The organism is Streptomyces davaonensis JCM 4913, assembly GCF_000349325.1.
GTDB classification, from domain to species: domain Bacteria; phylum Actinomycetota; class Actinomycetes; order Streptomycetales; family Streptomycetaceae; genus Streptomyces; species Streptomyces davaonensis.
On sequence record NC_020504.1, the window covers coordinates 7,076,999 to 7,096,731 of the forward strand.

Consider the following 19,733-nt stretch of genomic DNA (forward strand, 5'->3'; position numbering starts at 1 on the left):
AGAGGGAACCACCGGGGGACTCATGGACGCTCACCGCAGGCAACTGATCTCGCTCGCCCACCCCGTCTACTTCTCGCTGCTCGCCTCCGTCGCCGCCGGGATCATCAACACCGTCTGGGTCTCCCGGCTCGGCGGCCCGGCCGTCGCCGCCGTGGCCGTCGCCACCAACACCGAGAACGTGCTGCTGGGCGTCGCCCTGGTCTTCGGCTCCGGCACGACCGTGCTGGTCGCGCACGCCAGGGGCGCCCGGGACCCGGCGGCGGTGCGAGCGGCCGTGCGCGGCGGCTGGACGCTGTACGCGCTGGTCACACCGGTCGTCATCGCCGTCGGCCTGCTGCTGCGGGAGCCGCTGGCCCGCCTGGTCCTGGGCGGCGACGGCCCCGCCGTACCGCTCGCCACCGCCTACTTCGCGATCTCCCTGCCCGGTATCGCCGTCTTCTTCGCCCAGACCCTGCTCGACGGCATCCTCAAGGGCGCCGGCGACACCCGCACCCCCATGCGCCTGGCCCTCCTCGCCAACGGCCTGATCCTCGTCGCGGACCCCTTCGCCATCCACCTCTACGGCGTCCAGGGCGCCGCCGCCACCACGGTCCTGTGCCGCTGCGTGGCCCTCGGCGCCGGACTCCTCGCCCTGCGCCGCAACGCCCTGCTCCGCGAGGCTGCCCGCTCCCGCGCCCCCTTCTCACCTCGCCGCACCCTCGCCACCGGCCTGCCCATGGCCGCCGACTTCACGGTCCGCCAGACCGGCGCGCTGGCGCTGGTGGCGATCGTGGCCCGGCTCGGGGTGACCGCGGTGGCCGCGTACTCGATCGCGTACAAGGTCCTGTACGTCGCCACCATGGCCTTCTACGCGGTACGCCAGGCCGCCGCCATCCACACCGCGCACACCCGGGGCGCCGGGCACGACCAGCGGCGGGCGATCGGGCGGCAGGCGGTGCTGGTGTCCGGGGCGGCCGGGCTCACGGCGGCCGTACTGCTCGCGGTGGCCGCGCCCTGGGTCATGGCGGCGTTCGGCGCCGGTCCCGAGGTCGCCCACCAGGGCGTGCTCTTCCTGCGCTGCGTCGGGCCCTATCTGCTGCTCATGGCCTGCTTCATCGCGCTCGGCGGGGTCTTCGAGGGCAGCGGCGGGGCACCGCTGCTGCTGCGGGTGACGCTGCTGGGGACGGCCGTACAACTGCCGCTGGCGTACGCGCTGTCCGGGCTCGGGCTGCCGGGGGTGTGCCTGGCGCTGGCGCTCGCCATGGCGCTCCAGTGCGGGCTGCTGGGCCGGCGGGCCGCGCGTCAGGAGGGCAGCGGGGTCTCCCTGGTGCGGGCGGCCTGAGCGGGCAGCGGAGCGGGGGCGGCGGCGGAGACCGTGCCGCGCCACAGGACGCGGGCGGCCAGGAGCGTGGCGAGGACCAGCAGGCCGTTGCGGAGGAAGAGGAGGGTGATCCCGAGGGTGTCGCTGGCCACCACGTGCGCGAACCAGACCGGGAACTCCAGCACCGTCACCAGCGAGGCCAACAGCACCAGAGCGACCGGCCATCCCATCCGGCTGCCCCGGAAGCACGCGCAGACCGCCGCCAGGCCGATCAGCCACACCAGGTACTGCGGGCTGATCACCCGGCTGGTCGTGGTGAACATCAGCACCGCCACGAACGCCGCGTCGGCGAGCGTGTGCGGCAGGAACCGCTTCGCCCGGAACCGCCACAGCAGCAGCCAGCCGAAGGCCAGCCCGGTCAGCGCCAGCGCGGCCGTACTGACCACGTCCACGTACGGGCCGAGGAATTCCACCGAGCCGTAGTTCAGCAGCACCTGTCCGTCCCAGCCGAAGTGCCGGGCCACATGGAAGACCAGGGCGCCCAGCGACTCCACCTCGGTGCCGCGGTCCCGCTGGAAGGTCAGGAACGCGAACGCGCCCGGCATCGCCAGCCCGAACAGGCCCGCCAGCAGAGCCGCCGTCACGATCGCCGACACCCAGGCCGAACGGCGGCGGGCGGCCACCAGCAGCAGCACCGGCCACACCTTCAGCAGCGCCCCGAACGCCGTCAGCGCGCCCATCACCCGGGGATGCCGGGCGCCCGCGAGCAGCGCGGCCACCGCCACCGCGGTCACCATCACGTCGTACCGGGCGTACACGGTCGGCCCGAGCAGCGGCACGCCCACCGTCCACACCCAGGCCCCGCGCAGGCTGTGGCCGGGGCGGGGGCCCGCGTAGTGGAGGAGGAGCAGGACGGCCAGGTCGGCGGTGAAGGCCAGGACGAAGAAGGCGGAGGCGTAGTCGAGCCAGAACAGCAGCGCGGGGGAGAGGATCGCGAGCGCGGCCGCGGGCGGGTACTGCCAGGTGACGTCCTCCTGCGGGAACGTTCCGGTGCGCAGCACCTCGTACCAGCCCTGGTAGATCGCGGACACGTCGCTGGTGACGTCCGGGCCGGGGAAGACGTACACCTTGAACACGAAGAGCAGCAGCGCCACCCTGGTCACGGCCCAGAGCCCGAGCAGGCCCGCGAGGGACCACCGTGCGCCCGTCGTCTCCACCTGGTCCCCTGCCGATCGCTGCTGTTGTGAGGGGAACATGATGTCCCGGGATGCTGTGCGTCGGCCACCAGGGCGGCTGTGACGTGCTGTGTGCGGCGGCTCCGATAGGGTCGGCCGCGATGCACAAGACGCTCATCGTGACCAACGACTTCCCGCCCCGCCCCGGCGGCATCCAGGCCTTCCTGCACAACATGGCGCTACGGCTGGATCCGGAGCGGCTGGTCGTCTACGCCTCCACCTGGAAGCGCGGCCGGGAGGGCGCCGAGGCGACGGCCGCCTTCGACGCGGAGCAGCCCTTCACCGTCGTCCGCGACTCCACGACGATGCTGCTGCCGACCCCGCAGGCCACCCGGCGCGCGGTCGGGCTGCTGCGTGAGCACGGCTGTACGTCGGTGTGGTTCGGGGCGGCGGCTCCGCTCGGCCTGATGGCGCCCGCGCTGCGGGCGGCCGGTGCCGAGCGGCTGGTGGCCACGACCCACGGCCACGAGGCGGGCTGGGCCCAGTTGCCCGCCTCGCGTCAGCTGTTGCGCCGGATCGGGGACGCGACGGACACGATCACGTACCTGGGGGAGTACACGCGCTCGCGGATCGCGACCGCCCTGTCGCCGGAGGCGGCGTCCCGGATGGTGCAGCTGCCTCCGGGCGTCGACGAGAAGACCTTCCACCCGGGCTCCGGCGGCGCCGAGGTCCGGGCCCGGCTCGGCCTGACCGACCGCCCGGTGGTCGTGTGCGTCTCCCGGCTCGTCCCGCGCAAGGGCCAGGACACGCTGATCCTCGCGATGCCCCGGATCCTGGCGAAGGAACCGGAGGCGGTGCTGCTGATCGTCGGCGGCGGCCCGTACGAGAAGGAGCTGCGCAAGCTGGCCCACGCGACCGGGGTCGCCGCCTCGGTCCGCTTCACCGGCGCGGTCCCCTGGTCGGAGCTCCCCGCCCACTACGGCGCCGGCGACGTCTTCGCCATGCCCTGCCGCACCCGCCGCCGCGGCCTGGACGTCGAGGGCCTCGGCATCGTCTACCTGGAGGCCTCGGCAACGGGTCTCCCCGTGGTCGCGGGCGACTCCGGCGGCGCTCCCGACGCGGTCCTCGACGGCGAGACGGGCTGGGTGGTCCGCGGCGGCTCCCCGGACCAGGCGGCCGACCGCATCACGACCCTCCTCGGCGACGCCGAACTCCGCCGGCGGATGGGGGAGCGGGGCCGCGAGTGGGTCGAGGAGAAGTGGCGGTGGGACCTGCTGGCGGAGCATCTGAAGAAGCTGCTGTAGACGTCCCAGGGGCGCGGGGCTGTGTCGATTTGCGGCTCCGCCGCGTGGGCGCGACCGGCCACAGACAACCCGCACCCGCCAGCGATGAATATGTGGCTCCCTACTAGGCGGAACGCCATAATCCGCCGATGCTGCGCAGCATGAACGCACAACTGATGCAGCGTCAGCTGACGAGACGTCAAATCTTGGGCATGGTGGCACTCCAGACCGCCGCCGCGTCCGGTCTCACCCGCATCGGTCTCCAATCGGCGACGGCACAAGAACCCGCCGCCGTGGACAACGCCCCGGCGATCGTGGTCGGTTCCGGTTACGGATCTTCCGTGGCCGCGCTCCGCCTCGGTCAGGCGGGCATTCGCACCATCGTCATCGAAATGGGCCGCCTCTGGAACAGCCCCGGCCCCGACGGCAAGGTCTTCTGCTCCACCGCGGCCCCCGACCACCGCTCCATGTGGTTCCGCACCCGCACCGAAGCCCCCCTCGCCACCTTCCTGTGGCTGGACGTCGTCAACAAGGACATCAGCGCCTACCCGGGCGTCCTCGACCGCGTCCACTTCGCCAACATGTCGGTCTACGTCGGCCGCGGCGTCGGCGGCGGCTCCCTGGTCAACGGCGGAATGGCGGTCACCCCGCTCAAGTCGTACTTCTCCGAGCAGTTCCCCACCGTCGACGCGGACGAGATGTACTCCACGTACTTCCCCCGCGCCCGCTCCATGCTCGGCGTCAACACCGTGGACCCCGCCTGGTTCGAGTCCACGGAGTGGTACCGCTTCAGCCGGATCTCCCGCAAGCACGCCGCCAACACCGGGCTGAAGACCACCTTCGTGCCGAACGTCTACGACTTCGGCCACATGCAGCGCGAGGCGGCCGGCACGGCCACGAAGTCCGCGCTCGCCGGAGAGGTCGTCTACGGCAACAACCACGGCAAGCGCACCCTGGACAAGACCTACCTCGCCGCCGCCCTGGGCACCGGCAACGTCACCATCCACACCCTGGAGCGGGTCACCGCCATCAGCAGGGCCACAGACGGGACGTACCAGCTGACCGCCCAGCGCATCGACGACACCGGCACGGCCGTCGAGACCAAGCAGTACGCGTGCACGTACCTCTTCCTCGGCGGCGGCAGCCTCGGTACCACCGAACTCCTGCTGCGCGCCCGGGAGACGGGCGCCCTGCCCGCCCTCGACGCGAGCGTGGGCACCGGCTGGGGCACCAACGGCAATGTGATGCTCGGGCGGGCCAACCACCTGTGGGACACGGTCGGGGCGAACCAGTCGACCATGCCGGTGCTGGGCATCGACGACTGGGCCAACACCGCCAACCCCGTCTTCGCGGAGATCGCGCCGCTGCCGACGGGACTCGAACACTGGGTCAGCCTCTATCTGGCGATCACCAAGAACCCGGAGCGGGCGTCCTTCTCGTACTCGGGAGGCTCGGGCGGTTCGCTGGCGCTCGGCTGGACCGCGGCGCAGAGCGCGGTCTCGGCGGCCATGGCCAAGAAACTGTTCGACCGGATCAACCGGGCCAACGCCACGATCTACCGGTACGACCTGTTCGGCTCGCCCAGCCGGGCCTTCGCCGACGACTTCACGTACCACCCGCTGGGCGGCTGCGTGCTGGGGCGGGCGACCGACAACTACGGCCGGGTGAAGGGGTATTCGAAGCTGTACGTCACCGACGGCTCGCTCGTGCCCGGGTCGATCGGCGTGAACCCGTTCGTGACGATCACCGCGCTCGCCGAACGCACGATGGCGCGGGTCCTCGTGGAGGACACCGCGCCATAGCGACCGAACGGTCAGGTCACTTCGCGTAGATCGCCTCGATCTCCTGCGCGAAGTCCTTCGCCACCACGTTCCGCTTGAGCTTGAGCGACGGCGTCAGGTGGCCCGACTCCTCCGTGAACTGGGAGGACAGAATGCGGAACTTCCGCACCGATTCCGCCTTGGACACCGCGGCGTTGCCGTCGTCGATCGCCGACTGGATGGCAGCCATCAGATCCGCGTCCTCGTGCAGCGACGCCGCGGTGGCATCCGCGGGCTTGCCGTGCTCGGCGGCCCAGCGGCCCAGGAACTCCTCGTCGATGGTGACCAGCGCGCCCACGAACGGCCGCCCGTCACCGACCACCATGCACTCCGCGACCAGCGCGTGCGCCCGGATCCGGTCCTCGATCACGGCCGGGGCGACGTTCTTGCCGCCCGCCGTCACCAGGATCTCCTTCTTGCGGCCGGTGATCCTGAGGTAGCCGTCCTCGTCCAGGGTGCCGATGTCGCCCGAGTGGAACCAGCCGTCGGCCAGCGCCTCCTCGGTGGCGCCCGGGTTGTTCCAGTACTCCCTGAAGATGTGCTCGCCGTGCAGCAGCACCTCGCCGTCGTCGGCGATGCGCACCACCGAACCCGGCAGCGGCTGGCCGACCGTGCCGATCTTCTGCCGGTCCCAGGGGTTGAACGTGGTGGCCGCGCAGGTCTCGGTCAGGCCGTAGCCCTCCAGGACCGTGAAACCGATACCGCGGAAGAAGTGACCGAGCCGCTCGCCGAGCGGGGCGCCGCCGGAGATGGCGTACTCGCCCCGGCCGCCGAGAACCGCGCGCAGCTTGCTGTAGACGAGCTTGTCGAACGCCTTGTGCTTGATCTTCAGGCCGATCGACGGGCCGGACGGGGTGTCCAGGGCCTTGCTGTAGGCGATGGCCGTGTCCGCCGCCTTGTCGAAGATCTTGCCCTTGCCGTCCGCCTGCGCCTTGGCGCGCGCCGAGTTGTAGACCTTCTCGAAGACGCGCGGCACACCGAGGATCAGCGTGGGCCGGAACGAGGCCAGTTCGTCGGTGAGGTTCTTGATGTCGGGCAGACAGCCCAGCTTGATCGGCGCGATCATCGGGGCGATCTGCACCAGGCGTCCGAAGACGTGCGCCAGCGGCAGGAACAGCAGCACCGAGCACTCGCCGGTACGGAACAGCGGGCGCAGCCGCTCGACGATGTTGCCGCACTCGGCGAAGAAGTTGCGGTGGGTCAGCACACAGCCCTTGGGGCGGCCGGTGGTGCCCGAGGTGTAGACGATGGTCGCCGGGTCGTCGGCCTTCGCCAGCGAGCTGCGCTCCTCGACCGTCTGGTCGCTGACGTCCTGTCCGAGGCGGCCGAGCTCCTCGAGGGCGCCGCCCTCGATCTGCCAGAGGTGCTTGAGCGCGGGCAGCCGGTCCCGCACCGACTCCACGGCCGCCGTGTGGGTGTCCAGCTCGGTCAGGACCGCGCTCGCGCCCGAGTCGCCGAGGATCCACAGCACCTGCTCCGGGGAGCTGGTCTCGTACACCGGCACGGTGATCGCGCCCGCGGACCAGATCGCGAAGTCCAGCAGGGTCCACTCGTAGCGGGTGCGGGACATCAGCCCGATCCGGTCGCCCGGCTGCACTCCGGCCGCGATGAGCCCCTTGGCGGCGGCGCGCACCTCGGCGAGGAAGGCGGTGGCCGTGACGTCCTGCCAGGCGCCGCCCACCTTGCGGGCGATGACGGCGACGTCGGGATGCTGCGCGGCGTTTCTGCGGACGATGTCGGTCATATTGCCGTCGGCAGGGACCTCGTACAAAGCCGGAAGGCTGAACTCGCGCAAGACTGCTGCTCCTCATAAGGCGCCGGCGCCACGACATTGTGTGATGCGACGGTGCGGTCCAAGGCTCGGGCTGGTGCCCAGGCATTCCGGTGGTTGAAACTCTGAGCACGACTGGACTGCCCGGACGTTACCCGCCGGTATGGCTTCTTCGACAGAGGGACCGGCGAGATGTTCGCTGCGTCACACGGATCGGACCGCATATATGGCTGCTTCTGCGCGCACAGTAGTCGACCGGTTTGACGACTAGCCAGTAACCGCAGGTCCGGCCGCCACTGTTCACGCATGCCGCACAGGCTTACGCTTGATCGCCATGGCATCCACACCAGCCGGTAACGGCAGGACGCGCGTGCACGTGGTCAGCGACGTACACGGAAACGTCCGTGACCTGGCCAGAGCCGGGGACGGCGCGGACGCCCTGATCTGCCTGGGTGACCTGGTCCTCTTCCTCGACTACGCGGACCACTCCCGCGGCATCTTCCCCGACCTCTTCGGCGCCGAGGCCGCCGACCGCATCGTCGAACTGCGCACCGCCCGCCGCTACGAGGAGGCGCGCGAGTTCGGCGCCCGGCTGTGGGCGGGCATCGGCGCCGACCGCGGCGCGGTCATCGAGAAAGCGGTGCGCAAGCAGTACGCCGAGCTGTTCGCGGCGTTCCCGACCCCGACGTACGCCACCTACGGCAACGTCGACATGCCGCCCCTGTGGCCGGAGTACGCCGGACCGGGCACCACCGTGCTGGACGGGCAGCGGGTGGAGATAGGCGGCTGGACCTTCGGCTTCGTCGGCGGCGGACTGCGCACGCCGATGCGCACGCCCTACGAGATCAGCGATGAGGAGTACGCGGCGAAGATCGAGGCGGTCGGCGAGGTGGACGTGCTGTGCACCCACATCCCGCCGGAGGTGCCCGATCTGGTCTACGACACGGTCGCGCGGCGCTTCGAGCGGGGCAGCCGGGCGCTGCTGGAGGCGATCCGCCGGACCCGGCCCCGGTACTCGCTCTTCGGTCATGTGCATCAGCCCCTGGTGAGCCGCATGCGCATCGGTTCGACGGAGTGCGTGAACGTCGGGCACTTCGCGGGGAGCGGGAAGCCATGGGCGCTGGAGTTCGGCGGGTCGGGTGCGCGGTAGCCTTCACGCTGCACACACGTGCGCATGAGGACGACCTACCGGCCCGCATCTGGAGGAGCCACGGCGATGGCGGAACACACCAGTTCGAGCATCACGATCGAGGCGGCACCGGCCGACGTCATGGGGGTGATCGCCGACTTCGCCCGCTACCCGGACTGGACCGGCGAGGTGAAGGAGGCGGAGGTGCTGGCCTCCGACGGCCAGGGCCGCGCCGAGCAGGTGCGCCTGGTGATGGACGCGGGGGCGATCAAGGACGACCAGGTGCTCGCGTACACCTGGACCGGGGAGCACGAGGTGTCCTGGACCCTGGTGAAGTCACAGATGCTGCGGTCGCTGGACGGGTCGTACATTCTGAAGGCGGCCGGCTCCGGCTCGACCGAGGTCACCTATGTCCTGACGGTCGACGTCAAGATCCCGATGCTCGGGATGATCAAGCGCAAGGCCGAGAAGGTCATCATCGACCGGGCGCTGGCCGGGTTGAAGAAGAGGGTGGAGTCGGGTTCCAAGTAGCGGTTGGCAGTGCCTTACCGTTCACCCTCATGCGCACCATCTTGATCACGGGCCCCGGCGGCAGCGGTCGTACGACCGTTGCCGCTGCCACCGCGCTTGCCGCCGCGCGTGACGGTGAGCGGGTACTGCTGCTGAGCGGTGACCGGGGTGACAGCCTCGGTGTCGTGCTCGGTGCCGTCACCGGGCCCTCGCCCGTGGTGGTCGGGGAGCGGCTCACCGTCTGGCGGCCCGATGCCGCCGCCGGATTCCGTGCCGATCTCGCCGCCTTCCAGGAACGCGCCACCGCCGCCCTCGATCTGCTCGGTGCCTCCCGGCTCGACCCCGAGGAGGTCACCCCGCTGCCGGGCGCCGAGGAGCTGACGCTGCTGCGCGCACTGCGCGACGCCGCCCTCTCGGAGCTGCACGACCTGCTCGTCGTCGATCTTCCGGCCACCCCGCACGCCCTCGCGCTGCTCGCCCTCCCCGAGGAGTTGCGCCGCTATCTGCGGCGGCTGCTGCCCCCGGAGCGGCAGGCGGCGCGGGCCCTGCGGCCCGTGCTCGGGCGGCTGGCCGGGGTTCCCATGCCCGCGGAGTGGCTGTACGAGACCGCCGCTCGCTGGGACGTGGAGCTGGCCGCCGTGGAGGCCGTCGTCGCCGACCGGAACACCGCCGTGCGGCTCGTCGCCGAACCCGGCCCCGCCGGAGCCGACGCCGTGCACGCGGCCACGCTCGCCCTCGCCCTGCGCGGACTGCGCCCCGACGTCCTGGTCGCCAACCGCGCCGCACCGGAGGACTGGCCCGCCGGACTCGTCGCCCAGCAGCGCAAGACGCTGGAGGAGTGGCAGGAGTCGTACGACGTCCAGGTCGTCCCGCACCTCGGACGCGACCCGCGCGGCGCCGACGATCTCACCGAGCTCGGGGTCCGGCCCACCGTCAACGGCCGGCCCTCCACGGTCGAGTGGCCCGTCACCGACGCTCTCGCCGACGACGGTGTGCTGGTGTGGACCATTCCGCTGCCCGGCGCCATACGCGACGACCTCGACCTCGTCCGGCGCGGGGACGAACTCGTCGTCACCGCCGGGCCGTTCCGCCGTATCGTCCCGCTGCCCTCAGCCCTGCGCCGGTGCACCGTCGACGGGGCCGCGCTGCGCGACGAGGAGCTGCGGATCCGGTTCGCCCCCGACCCGGATCTGTGGCCCGGACCCCGGTGAATCCGGTACGCCCGTTCGGGTAACGTCGTAGGGACGAACCGTAGTCAGGAGTCCGTCATGAGCGAAGAGCTCCAGCCGTCCGACGCCCCCGGCGAGGAGGCGCTCGACGAGGTACGGGCCACCGACGCCGACGCCTGGGCGACGGCGTGCGCCGAGGATCTCGCGGCGGAGCGGTCCCGCCGCCGCGAACAGTACGGCCCGCCCCCGGGCTCGGCCGCCGAAGAACTGCGCAAGCTCGTCGACGCGGTCAGCGACAAGCTGTCCTCGCTCCAGTCCCCGCTGCTCGGCGCGGTCGCCGGACCCGCCGCCCAGCAGGTGGTCAAGCAGGTCGTCCAGCAGGCCAAGGCCGCCGTCGAGCCGGTCATCGAGCGCAACCCGGACGTCTTCGACCACCTGGCCGCGGCCGGCAACGAACTCCTCGCCGCCTACCGCTCCGCCGTCCAGTCCCAGGAGCGCCGCTGGACCGCGGGGGACGACCAGGAGCGCCGCGACCGGGGCGACGACTCCGGTCCCGGTGAACGCATCGACTTGGACTAAAGCCCCCTCGGGTACGGTTGGCCATAGCGGGGCTCGACCGAAACTGAGGGATTCATGGGACTCACCATCGGCGTCGACATCGGCGGCACGAAGATCGCGGCCGGCGTGGTCGACGAGGAAGGCAACATCCTCTCGACCCACAAGGTGCCGACCCCGGGCACGCCCGAGGGCATCGTGGACGCCATCGCCTCCGCCGTGGAGGGCGCGCGCGCCGGGCACGAGATCGTCGGCGTGGGCATCGGTGCGGCCGGATACGTCAACCGTCAGCGCTCGACGGTCTACTTCGCGCCGAACATCGACTGGCGCCAGGAGCCGCTGAAGGAGAAGGTCGAGGCCCGCGTGGGTCTCCCGGTCGTCGTGGAGAACGACGCCAACGCCGCGGCCTGGGGCGAGTACAAGTTCGGCGCCGGCAAGGGCCACCGCAACGTCATCTGCATCACGCTCGGCACCGGCCTCGGCGGCGGCATCATCATCGGCAACAAGCTGCGTCGCGGCCACTTCGGCGTGGCCGCCGAGTTCGGCCACATCCGCATGGTCCCGGACGGCCTCCTGTGCGGCTGCGGCTCGCAGGGCTGCTGGGAGCAGTACGCCTCCGGCCGCGCCCTCGTCCGGTACGCCAAGCAGCGTGCCAACGCCACCCCGGAGCTCGCCGACGTGCTGCTCGGCCTCGGCGACGGCACGCCGGACGGCATCGAGGGCAAGCACATCTCCATGGCCGCGCGCCAGGGCTGCCCCGTCGCCGTCGACTCCTACCGTGAGCTGGCCCGCTGGGCCGGCGCCGGCCTCGCGGACCTGGCCTCCCTCTTCGACCCGTCCGCCTTCATCGTCGGCGGCGGCCTCTCCGACGAGGGCGAACTGGTCCTCGACCCGATCCGCAAGTCCTACAAGCGCTGGCTGGTCGGCGGCAACTGGCGCCCCGTGGCCGACGTGATCGCGGCCCAGCTCGGCAACGAGGCGGGCCTGGTGGGCGCGGCGGACCTGGCACGGGAGCCCGACCCGATCATGTGAGTCCCTGACGGGGCGCGAGGGGGGATACACCTCGCGCCCCCTCTTCGGGCGTCCATGGGCGTACATTGATCCGCATGTCTGACGGTTCAGCCCTCGTCCGAGTCCTGAGCTACAACATCCGCTCGATGAGAGACGACACCGCGGCCCTGGCCAAGGTGATCAAAGCCAGCGCACCGGACCTCGTCCTGATCCAAGAAGCCCCCCGCTTCTTCCGCTGGCGCAAGAAACTGGCCCGCCTCGCCAAGGCATCCGACCTCGTCATCCTCACCGGCGGAGCCACCGCCGCGGGCCCGGCGATCCTCTGCGACCTGCGCACCACGGTCGAGCGCACCGAGGACGTCCTGCTCCCGCTCACCCCGGGCCAACACCGCCGCGGTTTCGCCACCGCCGTGGTCCGACTCGGCGGCGCCCGGCTGGGCGTGCTGAGCTGTCACCTCAGCCTCCACAAGGACGAACGCTACGAGCAGGCCGGGATGCTCCTGGACCGCCTGGCCGGAATGGGCGTGGACCATGTGGTCGCGGGCGGGGACCTGAACGAACGCCCCGGCGGCCGCACCTTCACCCGCCTGTCCGGCACCCTCCAGGACTGCTGGGCCACGGCCCCCGACGGCGGCGAGCACACCTGGACGCGGACCGAGCCCCACGGCCGTATCGACGCGATCTTCGCCACCAAGGGCATCGAGGTACTCGGCTGCGGGGTCCCGCTCGACCTCCCCGGCGTCACGGACACAGACCTGAGGGCGGCCACGGACCACCTCCCGGTCCTGGCCACCCTCAGAATCCCCACGGCCTAGCTACGGCCGCTGCTTCGCCTTGTCGACGACGGCCCAGCTGTCGAGGTACGAGAGCTGGGTGTACGTCTTCATCGCCGCGCCGTCCCCCGAGGTGCGCGTGTCACGGAAGCCGAGGAATTCGTACGTCCTCGGATCGAAGATGAAGTAGCCACCGAAGCCCGTCGTCCCCTCCGGGAGCGTCGGGTCGTCGTAGGTGATGGCCACGCCGGTGCGCCCCTTGGCGTCCTGCTGGTTCGGGACGACCTTCACCCCGGGCACCATGCCGAGCGCCTCGTACGCCGCCGGGCGCAGCCCCTCCGGCATCACCGGCACCAGCTTGAGCAGTCCGGCGAGGCTGAAGTGGATCTGCGACCACCCCTCGTCGCTGATGTCGTCCAGCGAGTCGGACTTCCCGCCCGGGAGCCCATGGCGCCCGATCTCGAGAATCAGCTCCTCAGGGTCGGTCGGCAGCTTCTCCAGCGAGCCCCAGTCCTGCGGCGGCCACACGCTCTCGTTCTCCTTGAGCGGCTGCGACCACCAGCCCTTGCCGATCTCCATGATCCAGGACGCCTGCGAACCGTCCACCGAGCGCCAGTTCTCGTCGACGTAGCTCTTCGTGGTGCCCGTCTTCTGCTCGGTCTCCTTGATGATCTCCTTGGTGTAGATGAACTGGTCGTCACGCGGGGTGACCGCCTCCTCGTGCTCGCGCTGGTAGGCGGCGGCCCCGTTCAGGACCGTCTGCGCGCTCACGTTCTCCAGGGCGGGCGTGGCCGCCGACCGCGGCGCCGACGGCTTCGCCGTACCGCCCCGGGCGGTGCCGTCGTCGTGCCGTACGGCGACCAGCACCCCGGCGACGACCGCGGCGGTGAGCACCCCGGTCAGCGCGATGCGCAGGACGGGCCGCCGGTGCCGCACGACCGGAGTCGGGTCGTTCATCGACTGGTGCAGGCGGGCTCGCATCCGGCGCCTGGTCTGGTCGTCGAGCGGGGGCACTCCGGTGTCGAAGTCCCTCAGTGCCCTCAATTCCCGCAGTTCCTGCGGGTGGTCCGTGTCACGCATGGGCGTCTGCCTCTCGGAAAGCTGTCGGATCGGATCCGCCCAGTGCTTCGCGCAATCTGCTGCGAGCCCGGTGCAGCCGGGATCTGACCGTGCCGACGGGCACGCCGAGGGCCTGGGCCGCCTCCTCGTAGTCGAGGCCGGCCCAGGCCACCAGCAGCACGACATCGCGGTGCCGGGCGGACAGCCCGGCCAGCGCTGCTGCCAGTTCCCGGCGCACCCCCGTGGCACCGGCCCTGGAAACCGCCCGGTCCGCGACCGGTTCGTCGTGCTCGACCGGCTCCGGTATCCGCGCCAGCGCCTTGAACCGGCGCGCCTCGGCCCGGCGGTGCCGGCTCACGAGGTTGGTCGCGATACCGAACAGCCACGGGCGGGCGTCGTCCCGTCCCAGGTCGTAGGTGTGGCGCCGCTGAAAGGCGGTGATGAAGGTCTCCGCCGTCAGATCCTCCGCCGCCTCGGGACCGAGCCGCCGGGCCGCGTAACGGTGCACGGCGTCGGCGTACCGGTCGTAGAGCACGGCGAACTGCTCGGGCTCGTCCCGGGACCGTGCGATCACGCGGGCATCACTCTCCTCGCGATCCTCGTCGCGGGTGCCGACGCCCGGTGGTGCGACGGTCATCGGGGCTCCTTTCGTCCGTCTGAACGCCTCGAAGGCTTGGGCTTGTTCGGGTTGTTCACCTGTCCTTCGCCGATCGGCGGGATCGAGTTCCGTTTTTCGCGGGCCCTTTCGCGCGGACACGAAAGGGCCCGCCCGGAGCTGGTCCGGACGGGCCCTCACCCGTATCTGTGTCTGTCAGACGACCGCGCCGCGCCCCGGGTCCCCGTCGTCCTCGTCATCCGTGCGCATCCGCATCACCAGCGTGGCGAAGCCGCCCAGGAAGCCGCCGATGCCGATCGTCGTCAGCCACCAGGTCATGTCCCAGTTGAGCAGCACCGCGAGCAGCAGCAGTATCGGGCCGCCGAGCACCGCCAGCCACGCGAACTTCGCCGTGGTGTCCGCCGCGGGCAGCGGCGGCGGCTCCGGCGGGACGAAGTGACCCTCGTCGTCCTCGTCGAGGTCGTCGTCCGAGGGCTCCGGCGCGGTGTAGTCGCGCGGGCCGACGCCGGGCGCGAAGGTGACCGAGCCGCCGAGGGGGGCCGCGGGCTGCTTCTCCTCCGGCTCCTCGTCGTTGGTCTCCGGTTCCAGCAGCGCCAGGTCCTCGACGGACTTGAACGGCTTGGCGCCCGGCGGGTCCGGCGGCTCGTCGCCGTACCCGGCGACGATGGCCTCCCAGGCGGCGTCCTCGTCGAAACGGGCTCCTTGGTCGTCCGGCTCGCGATCCTCACGGTCGGAGTCGTGCTCAGCCACCTACGGCCGTCCCTTCCTTGCCGAGACTGGGTGCGAGCCGGCTCATGAAGGCGTGGCTCTCCGCGAAGATCCGCTCCGCATCATGGTCCAACGTCGCCACGTGGTAGCTCTGTTCCAGCACGATCTCCGTCACGTCCGTCGACGACACCCGGCTGAGCACCCGGGCCGAGTCGGCGGGCGGCACCACATGGTCCTGAGTGCTGTGCAGAAGCAGCAGCGGCTGCGTGACCTGCGGCAGCTCGCCGTCGACCCGGCGGAAGAAGTTCCGCAGGGAGTGCGCGGCGTGCAGCGGCACCCGGTCGTAGCCGACCTCGTCGCTGCCCTCCTTGGCGATGTCGCTGGCGATGCCCTTCGTCGTCCGCACGAGGTGCCTGGCCACCGGAAGGGCGTGCGCGGCCAGGCCGTGCACCTTGTTCGCGGGGTTGACGACCACCACGCCGTCCACCGCGTCGCCGTGCTTCGCCGCCAGCCGGAGCGCCAGGGCACCGCCCATGGACAGACCGGCCACGAAGAGGTGGGTGGAGCGCTCCCGCAGGGCGCGCAGCTCGCGGTCCACCTCCGCGTACCAGTCCTGCCAGCCGGTGAGCTGGAGATCCTCCCAGCGGGTGCCGTGCCCGGGCAGCAGCGGCAGCGAGACGGTCAGACCGCGTGCGGCGAGATACTCCGCCCAGGGGCGCAGCGACTGCGGGGAACCGGTGAAGCCGTGGCAGAGGAGTACGGAGATCTCCCCGCCCTCATGGCGGTACGGCTCGGCTCCAGGAAGGACCGGCACCTTCGGTCTCCTGTTCATGAGGTCGGTTGCAGGTACTTCACCGTACGCGACCGCACTGACACCGACCAGGGTCGTCGGGGTCTTTGACGGCGCTCCGGGTTAAGGTCTGATCCACAGACACAGGAGGCACTCGGTTGTTGTACGGCGCGATGAAGGTATCCATCGGGGGGCCGCTGAAGCTCGCCTTCAGGCCCTGGGTGGAAGGCCTGGAGAACATTCCCGCCGAGGGCCCCGCCATCCTGGCGAGCAACCACCTCTCGTTCTCGGACTCGTTCTTCCTCCCCGCGGTCCTCGACCGCAAGGTCACCTTCATCGCGAAGGCGGAGTACTTCACCACCCCCGGCGTCAAGGGGCGGCTGACGGCCGCGTTCTTCAAGGGCGTCGGCCAGCTCCCCGTGGACCGCTCCGGCGCGCGCGGCGCGGGCGAGGCCGCCATCAAGAGCGGCATCGAGGTCCTGGAGCGCGGCGAGCTGTTCGGCATCTACCCGGAGGGCACCCGCTCGCCCGACGGCCGGCTCTACCGGGGCAAGCCCGGCGGCCTCGCGCGCGTGGCGCTCGCCAGCGGGGCGCCGGTCATCCCGGTCGCCATGATCGACACCGAGAAGATCCAGCCGCCGGGCAAGGTCATGCCCAAGCTGATGCGCCCGGGCATCCGGATCGGCAAGCCCCTCGACTTCGGCCGCTACCAGGGCATGGAGCACGACCGCTTCGTCCTGCGCGCGCTGACCGACGAGGTCATGTACGAGATCATGCAGCTCTCCGGCCAGGAGTACGTCGACATGTACGCGACCGCCGCCAAGCGGCAGATCGCGGAGGCGGCGAAGGCCGAGAAGGAAGCGGAGAAGGCGGCCAAGGCCGCTCTCGCCAAGGCCGAGCAGGACCAGGCGGACAAAGAGAAGTCCGAGTCCTAGAGGGTCCTGGCGGCGGCAGTCGGGTTCGGGGGGGTGGGGGAGTTGGCCAAGCGCGAGAAAGTCCTGCGGATGTCGGTCGAGCAGCCGCTGTGGCGTGCGCTCAGGGGGTACCGGATCCTCACCCTGCTGTACGCGATAGGCCTGTTCATCAGCGCCTACGACGAGTTCGCCCGCCCCTGGGCCGCCATCGCCTACTTCGCCGTACTGACCGTGTGGACGTTCGCCACCCTGCCCAAGGTCGCGAACGCCGCCGCCTGCACCCGGCGCTTCCTCGCCGCCGATCTCACCCTCGCGCTCGTCGGCATCCTGCTCACCCGGTTCGCCGACTCCACCGCGCACATCGAGTCGGGCAGTCCGACGCTGCCGTCGATATGGACGGCCGGTTCGGTGCTGGCCTTCGCCATCAAGGGCGGCTGGCGGTGGGCGGCCTTCGCCTCCACGCTGGTCGCCGTCGCCAACCTGGTCCACCGCGGCTCCCCGACCCGGGACACCGTCCATGCGGTGATCCTCGTCTGGGTCGCCTCCATCGCCATCGGCTACGTCGTCGAGGTGGCCCGCGCCTCCGAGCGCACCCTCGCCCGGGCCCTGGAGATCGAGGCCGCGACCAGGGAGCGCGAGCGGCTCGCCCGGGACATCCACGACAGCGTGCTCCAGGTGCTGGCGATGGTGCAGCGGCGCGGTGCCGTCATCGGCGGTGAGGCGGCCGAACTGGGCCGGCTGGCGGGCGAGCAGGAAGTGGCGCTGCGCACCCTGGTCTCCGGCGGCCTGACCCCGGTCTCGCGGGTCTCCGAGGACGCGGCCGAGGGGGCGCTCGTCCGGGCCGTGGACGAGGAGACGGACGACGACGGGCCGCTCGATCTGCGGGGACTGCTCGCGCCCTACGCCGGCTCCCGGGTGAACCTCGCCGAGCCCGGGGCGCCCGTCGTACTGCCCCCGGCCGCCGCGCGGGAGCTGGCCGCGGCCGTCGGGGCCGCCCTGGACAATGTGCGCAAGCACGCGGGCGAGCAGGCACGCGCGTGGATCCTGGTGGAGGACGAGCCCGACGCGGTCATCGTCACCGTCCGGGACGACGGACCCGGCATCCCCGAGGGGCGGCTCGCGCAGGCCGAGGGCGAGGGGCGGCTCGGGGTCGCCCTGTCGATCCGGGGCCGGCTGCGGGACATCGGGGGCAGCGCGGAGCTGATCTCGGTGCCCGGGCAGGGCACGGAAGTCGAACTGAAAGTACCGAAGCAGATGTCCCGGGGGACGCGATGAGCGAGCAGCAGACCGGCCCGATCAAGGTCATGGTGGTCGACGACCACCCCATGTGGCGTGACGCGGTCGCCCGGGACCTGGCCGAGTCCGGGTTCGAGGTGGTCGCCACCGCGGGCGACGGCGAGCAGGCCGTGCGCCGCGCCAAGGCCGCGGGCCCGGACGTCCTGGTCCTCGACCTCAACCTGCCCGCCAAGCCGGGCGTCCAGGTCTGCAAGGAACTCGTCGGCCACAACCCGGCCCTGCGCGTCCTCGTCCTGTCCGCCAGCGGTGAGCACGCCGACGTCCTGGAGGCCGTGAAGTCCGGCGCCACCGGCTACCTGCTGAAGTCGGCGTCCACGGAGGATCTGCTGGACGCGGTCCGCCGTACCGCCGTCGGCGATCCGGTGTTCACCCCGGGCCTGGCCGGACTCGTCCTCGGCGAGTACCGGCGGCTCGCCTCCGAGCCCGCGCCCGCCGACCGGGACGCCGACCAGCCGGGCGCCCCGCAGCTCACCGACCGGGAGACCGAGGTACTGCGTCTTGTCGCCAAGGGCCTGAGCTACAAGCAGATCGCCGAACGCCTCGTCATCTCCCACCGCACCGTGCAGAACCACGTCCAGAACACCCTCGGCAAGCTCCAGCTGCACAACCGTGTGGAACTCGTCCGGTACGCCATAGAGCGCGGACTTGACGACGAGTAAACCAACCGCCCCATGATTCACCGGAATTGCCTCACCGACCCATCCCTGAGTGACCTGGATCACTATTAGCGTGGCCTCACCAGGCAACCGCGGCGAAGGGACAATTCCATGCGGGTCGGAGTACTGACCGGAGGCGGCGACTGCCCCGGACTCAACGCCGTCATCCGGGCCATCGTCCGCAAGGGCGTTCAGGAGTACGGGTACGACTTCACCGGCTTCCGGGACGGCTGGCGCGGTCCGCTCGACGGCGACACCGTACGGCTCGACATCCCCGCCGTACGCGGCATCCTGCCGCGCGGCGGCACCATCCTCGGCTCCTCGCGCACCAACCCCCTCAAGCAGGAGGACGGTATCCGGCGGATCAAGGAGAACCTGGCCAAGCAGGAGGTCGACGCGCTCATCACGATCGGCGGCGAGGACACCCTCGGGGTGGCCGCGCGACTGTCGGACGAGTACGGCGTGCCCTGCGTCGGCGTCCCCAAGACCATCGACAACGACCTGTCCGCCACCGACTACACCTTCGGCTTCGACACGGCCGTCGGCATCGCCACCGAGGCCATCGACCGGCTGCACACCACCGCCGAGTCCCATATGCGGGTTCTCGTCGTGGAGGTGATGGGCCGTCACGCAGGCTGGATCGCCATCCACTCCGGCCTCGCGGGCGGCGCCAACGTCATCCTCATCCCCGAGCAGCGCTTCGACGTCGAGAAGGTCTGCGGGTGGGTCACCTCCCGCTTCAAGGCGTCGTACGCGCCCATCGTGGTCGTCGCCGAGGGCGCCATGCCCCAGGACGGCGACATGGTCCTCAAGGACGAGTCGCTGGACTCCTTCGGGCATGTGCGCCTGTCGGGCGTCGGCGAGTGGCTGGCCAAGGAGATCGAGAAGCGCACCGGCAAGGAGGCCCGGACGACGGTTCTCGGCCATGTCCAGCGCGGCGGCACGCCCAGCGCCTTCGACCGCTGGCTCGCCACCCGCTTCGGCCTGCACGCCATCGAGGCGGTCCGCGACGGCGACTTCGGCAAGATGGTCGCCCTGCGCGGCACGGACATCGTCCGCGTCCCGATCGCGGAGGCCACGGCCAGGCTGAAGACGGTGGATCCGGCGCTCTACGAGGAGGTCGGGGTCTTCTTCGGCTGACCCGGCGGCGCTCGGCCATGGGCCGTATATTCGGCCCATGGCCGAGCTGACGGGAGCA

19 protein-coding genes are annotated in these 19,733 nt (G+C 71.2%); 13 read left to right on the forward strand and 6 right to left on the reverse strand.

Features of this window, described 5'->3' with window-relative positions; all coding sequences use genetic code 11:
- Positions 1 to 22 precede the first annotated feature (22 nt).
- Entirely contained in the window at positions 23 to 1,321 is a 1,299-nt protein-coding gene (locus tag BN159_RS31200) for an MATE family efflux transporter (RefSeq protein WP_015661014.1), read from the forward strand.
- Here the strand turns inward: BN159_RS31200 and BN159_RS31205 are convergent.
- On the reverse strand, positions 1,282 to 2,517 hold the full coding sequence (locus tag BN159_RS31205; protein WP_015661015.1) for a glycosyltransferase family 87 protein: 1,236 nt from the start codon (positions 2,515 to 2,517) through the stop codon (positions 1,282 to 1,284). The genes BN159_RS31200 and BN159_RS31205 overlap by 40 nt on opposite strands.
- 119 nt (positions 2,518 to 2,636) lie before the next feature.
- Between BN159_RS31205 and BN159_RS31210 the strand changes: the two genes are divergently transcribed.
- Complete coding sequence (locus BN159_RS31210) at positions 2,637 to 3,779, forward strand: glycosyltransferase family 4 protein (protein WP_041822042.1); 1,143 nt, start codon at positions 2,637 to 2,639, stop codon at positions 3,777 to 3,779.
- A 155-nt stretch (positions 3,780 to 3,934) separates the two neighbouring features.
- Positions 3,935 to 5,560: a GMC oxidoreductase gene (locus BN159_RS31215; RefSeq protein WP_456339983.1), complete on the forward strand. Its 1,626-nt coding sequence runs from the start codon at positions 3,935 to 3,937 to the stop codon at positions 5,558 to 5,560.
- Between the two features lie 16 nt (positions 5,561 to 5,576).
- Here BN159_RS31215 and BN159_RS31220 read toward each other — a convergent pair whose 3' ends face one another.
- Positions 5,577 to 7,373, reverse strand: a complete 1,797-nt coding sequence (locus BN159_RS31220) for an AMP-dependent synthetase/ligase (protein WP_015661018.1) — start codon at positions 7,371 to 7,373, stop codon at positions 5,577 to 5,579.
- A 310-nt stretch (positions 7,374 to 7,683) separates the two neighbouring features.
- Here BN159_RS31220 and BN159_RS31225 point away from each other — a divergent pair, with 310 nt between their 5' ends.
- The 6 genes from BN159_RS31225 (at position 7,684) to BN159_RS31250 (ending at position 12,538) form a co-directional block, all read left to right on the forward strand.
- A complete protein-coding gene (locus BN159_RS31225; RefSeq protein WP_051113567.1) occupies positions 7,684 to 8,499 on the forward strand; it encodes a metallophosphoesterase family protein in 816 nt (271 codons plus the stop codon).
- Between the two features lie 66 nt (positions 8,500 to 8,565).
- Entirely contained in the window at positions 8,566 to 9,009 is a 444-nt protein-coding gene (locus BN159_RS31230; RefSeq protein ID WP_015661020.1) for an SRPBCC family protein, read from the forward strand.
- 29 nt (positions 9,010 to 9,038) lie between these two features.
- The gene (locus BN159_RS31235; RefSeq protein WP_015661021.1) at positions 9,039 to 10,199 is read left to right on the forward strand and encodes an ArsA family ATPase; all 1,161 of its coding nucleotides are present in this window, start codon (positions 9,039 to 9,041) and stop codon (positions 10,197 to 10,199) included.
- A 57-nt stretch (positions 10,200 to 10,256) separates the two neighbouring features.
- Positions 10,257 to 10,736, forward strand: a complete 480-nt coding sequence (locus BN159_RS31240) for a DUF5304 domain-containing protein (RefSeq protein WP_015661022.1) — start codon at positions 10,257 to 10,259, stop codon at positions 10,734 to 10,736.
- Between the two features lie 54 nt (positions 10,737 to 10,790).
- On the forward strand, positions 10,791 to 11,744 hold the full coding sequence (locus tag BN159_RS31245; protein ID WP_015661023.1) for an ROK family glucokinase: 954 nt from the start codon (positions 10,791 to 10,793) through the stop codon (positions 11,742 to 11,744).
- 74 nt (positions 11,745 to 11,818) lie between these two features.
- Positions 11,819 to 12,538 carry an endonuclease/exonuclease/phosphatase family protein gene (locus BN159_RS31250; RefSeq protein WP_015661024.1) on the forward strand — a complete coding sequence of 240 codons (720 nt, stop codon included), beginning with the start codon at positions 11,819 to 11,821 and terminating at the stop codon, positions 12,536 to 12,538.
- Here the strand turns inward: BN159_RS31250 and BN159_RS31255 are convergent, their stop codons facing one another.
- From BN159_RS31255 to BN159_RS31270, 4 genes are all read right to left on the reverse strand, one after another.
- The gene (locus BN159_RS31255) at positions 12,539 to 13,576 is read right to left on the reverse strand and encodes a CU044_5270 family protein (RefSeq protein ID WP_015661025.1); all 1,038 of its coding nucleotides are present in this window, start codon (positions 13,574 to 13,576) and stop codon (positions 12,539 to 12,541) included.
- Positions 13,569 to 14,192 (reverse strand): RNA polymerase sigma factor, encoded by a 624-nt coding sequence (locus tag BN159_RS31260; protein WP_015661026.1) that lies wholly within the window; start codon positions 14,190 to 14,192, stop codon positions 13,569 to 13,571. Before BN159_RS31260 ends, BN159_RS31255 begins: the two co-directional genes overlap by 8 nt.
- Before the next feature lie 174 nt (positions 14,193 to 14,366).
- Positions 14,367 to 14,921, reverse strand: a complete 555-nt coding sequence (locus BN159_RS31265; protein ID WP_015661027.1) for a hypothetical protein — start codon at positions 14,919 to 14,921, stop codon at positions 14,367 to 14,369.
- Entirely contained in the window at positions 14,914 to 15,693 is a 780-nt protein-coding gene (locus BN159_RS31270) for an alpha/beta hydrolase (protein ID WP_015661028.1), read from the reverse strand. Before BN159_RS31270 ends, BN159_RS31265 begins: the two co-directional genes overlap by 8 nt.
- A gap of 149 nt (positions 15,694 to 15,842) precedes the next feature.
- Between BN159_RS31270 and BN159_RS31275 the strand changes: the two genes are divergently transcribed.
- From BN159_RS31275 to BN159_RS31290, 4 genes are all read left to right on the forward strand, one after another.
- The gene (locus BN159_RS31275) at positions 15,843 to 16,604 is read left to right on the forward strand and encodes a lysophospholipid acyltransferase family protein (protein ID WP_041820072.1); all 762 of its coding nucleotides are present in this window, start codon (positions 15,843 to 15,845) and stop codon (positions 16,602 to 16,604) included.
- A gap of 42 nt (positions 16,605 to 16,646) precedes the next feature.
- Entirely contained in the window at positions 16,647 to 17,858 is a 1,212-nt protein-coding gene (gene macS / locus BN159_RS31280) for a MacS family sensor histidine kinase (RefSeq protein ID WP_086016474.1), read from the forward strand.
- A complete protein-coding gene (locus BN159_RS31285) occupies positions 17,855 to 18,538 on the forward strand; it encodes a response regulator (protein ID WP_015661031.1) in 684 nt (227 codons plus the stop codon). Before macS ends, BN159_RS31285 begins: the two co-directional genes overlap by 4 nt.
- A gap of 108 nt (positions 18,539 to 18,646) precedes the next feature.
- Positions 18,647 to 19,675: a 6-phosphofructokinase gene (locus BN159_RS31290; protein WP_015661032.1), complete on the forward strand. Its 1,029-nt coding sequence runs from the start codon at positions 18,647 to 18,649 to the stop codon at positions 19,673 to 19,675.
- The last annotated feature ends 58 nt before the right edge of the window (positions 19,676 to 19,733 follow it).

Excerpts from the sequence above, each read along its gene's own strand:
- BN159_RS31200 (WP_015661014.1), top strand. The coding sequence starts at position 23 with ATGGACGCTCACCGCAGGCAACTGATCTCGCTCGCCCACCCCGTCTAC.
- BN159_RS31210 (WP_041822042.1), top strand. The coding sequence starts at position 2,637 with ATGCACAAGACGCTCATCGTGACCAACGACTTCCCGCCCCGCCCCGGC.
- BN159_RS31215 (WP_456339983.1), top strand. The coding sequence starts at position 3,935 with ATGCAGCGTCAGCTGACGAGACGTCAAATCTTGGGCATGGTGGCACTC.
- BN159_RS31225 (WP_051113567.1), top strand. The coding sequence starts at position 7,684 with ATGGCATCCACACCAGCCGGTAACGGCAGGACGCGCGTGCACGTGGTC.
- BN159_RS31230 (WP_015661020.1), top strand. The coding sequence starts at position 8,566 with ATGGCGGAACACACCAGTTCGAGCATCACGATCGAGGCGGCACCGGCC.
- BN159_RS31235 (WP_015661021.1), top strand. The coding sequence starts at position 9,039 with ATGCGCACCATCTTGATCACGGGCCCCGGCGGCAGCGGTCGTACGACC.
- BN159_RS31240 (WP_015661022.1), top strand. The coding sequence starts at position 10,257 with ATGAGCGAAGAGCTCCAGCCGTCCGACGCCCCCGGCGAGGAGGCGCTC.
- BN159_RS31245 (WP_015661023.1), top strand. The coding sequence starts at position 10,791 with ATGGGACTCACCATCGGCGTCGACATCGGCGGCACGAAGATCGCGGCC.
- BN159_RS31250 (WP_015661024.1), top strand. The coding sequence starts at position 11,819 with ATGTCTGACGGTTCAGCCCTCGTCCGAGTCCTGAGCTACAACATCCGC.
- BN159_RS31255 (WP_015661025.1), bottom strand. The coding sequence starts at position 13,576 with ATGCGTGACACGGACCACCCGCAGGAACTGCGGGAATTGAGGGCACTG.
- BN159_RS31260 (WP_015661026.1), bottom strand. The coding sequence starts at position 14,192 with ATGACCGTCGCACCACCGGGCGTCGGCACCCGCGACGAGGATCGCGAG.
- BN159_RS31275 (WP_041820072.1), top strand. The coding sequence starts at position 15,843 with ATGAAGGTATCCATCGGGGGGCCGCTGAAGCTCGCCTTCAGGCCCTGG.
- BN159_RS31285 (WP_015661031.1), top strand. The coding sequence starts at position 17,855 with ATGAGCGAGCAGCAGACCGGCCCGATCAAGGTCATGGTGGTCGACGAC.
- BN159_RS31290 (WP_015661032.1), top strand. The coding sequence starts at position 18,647 with ATGCGGGTCGGAGTACTGACCGGAGGCGGCGACTGCCCCGGACTCAAC.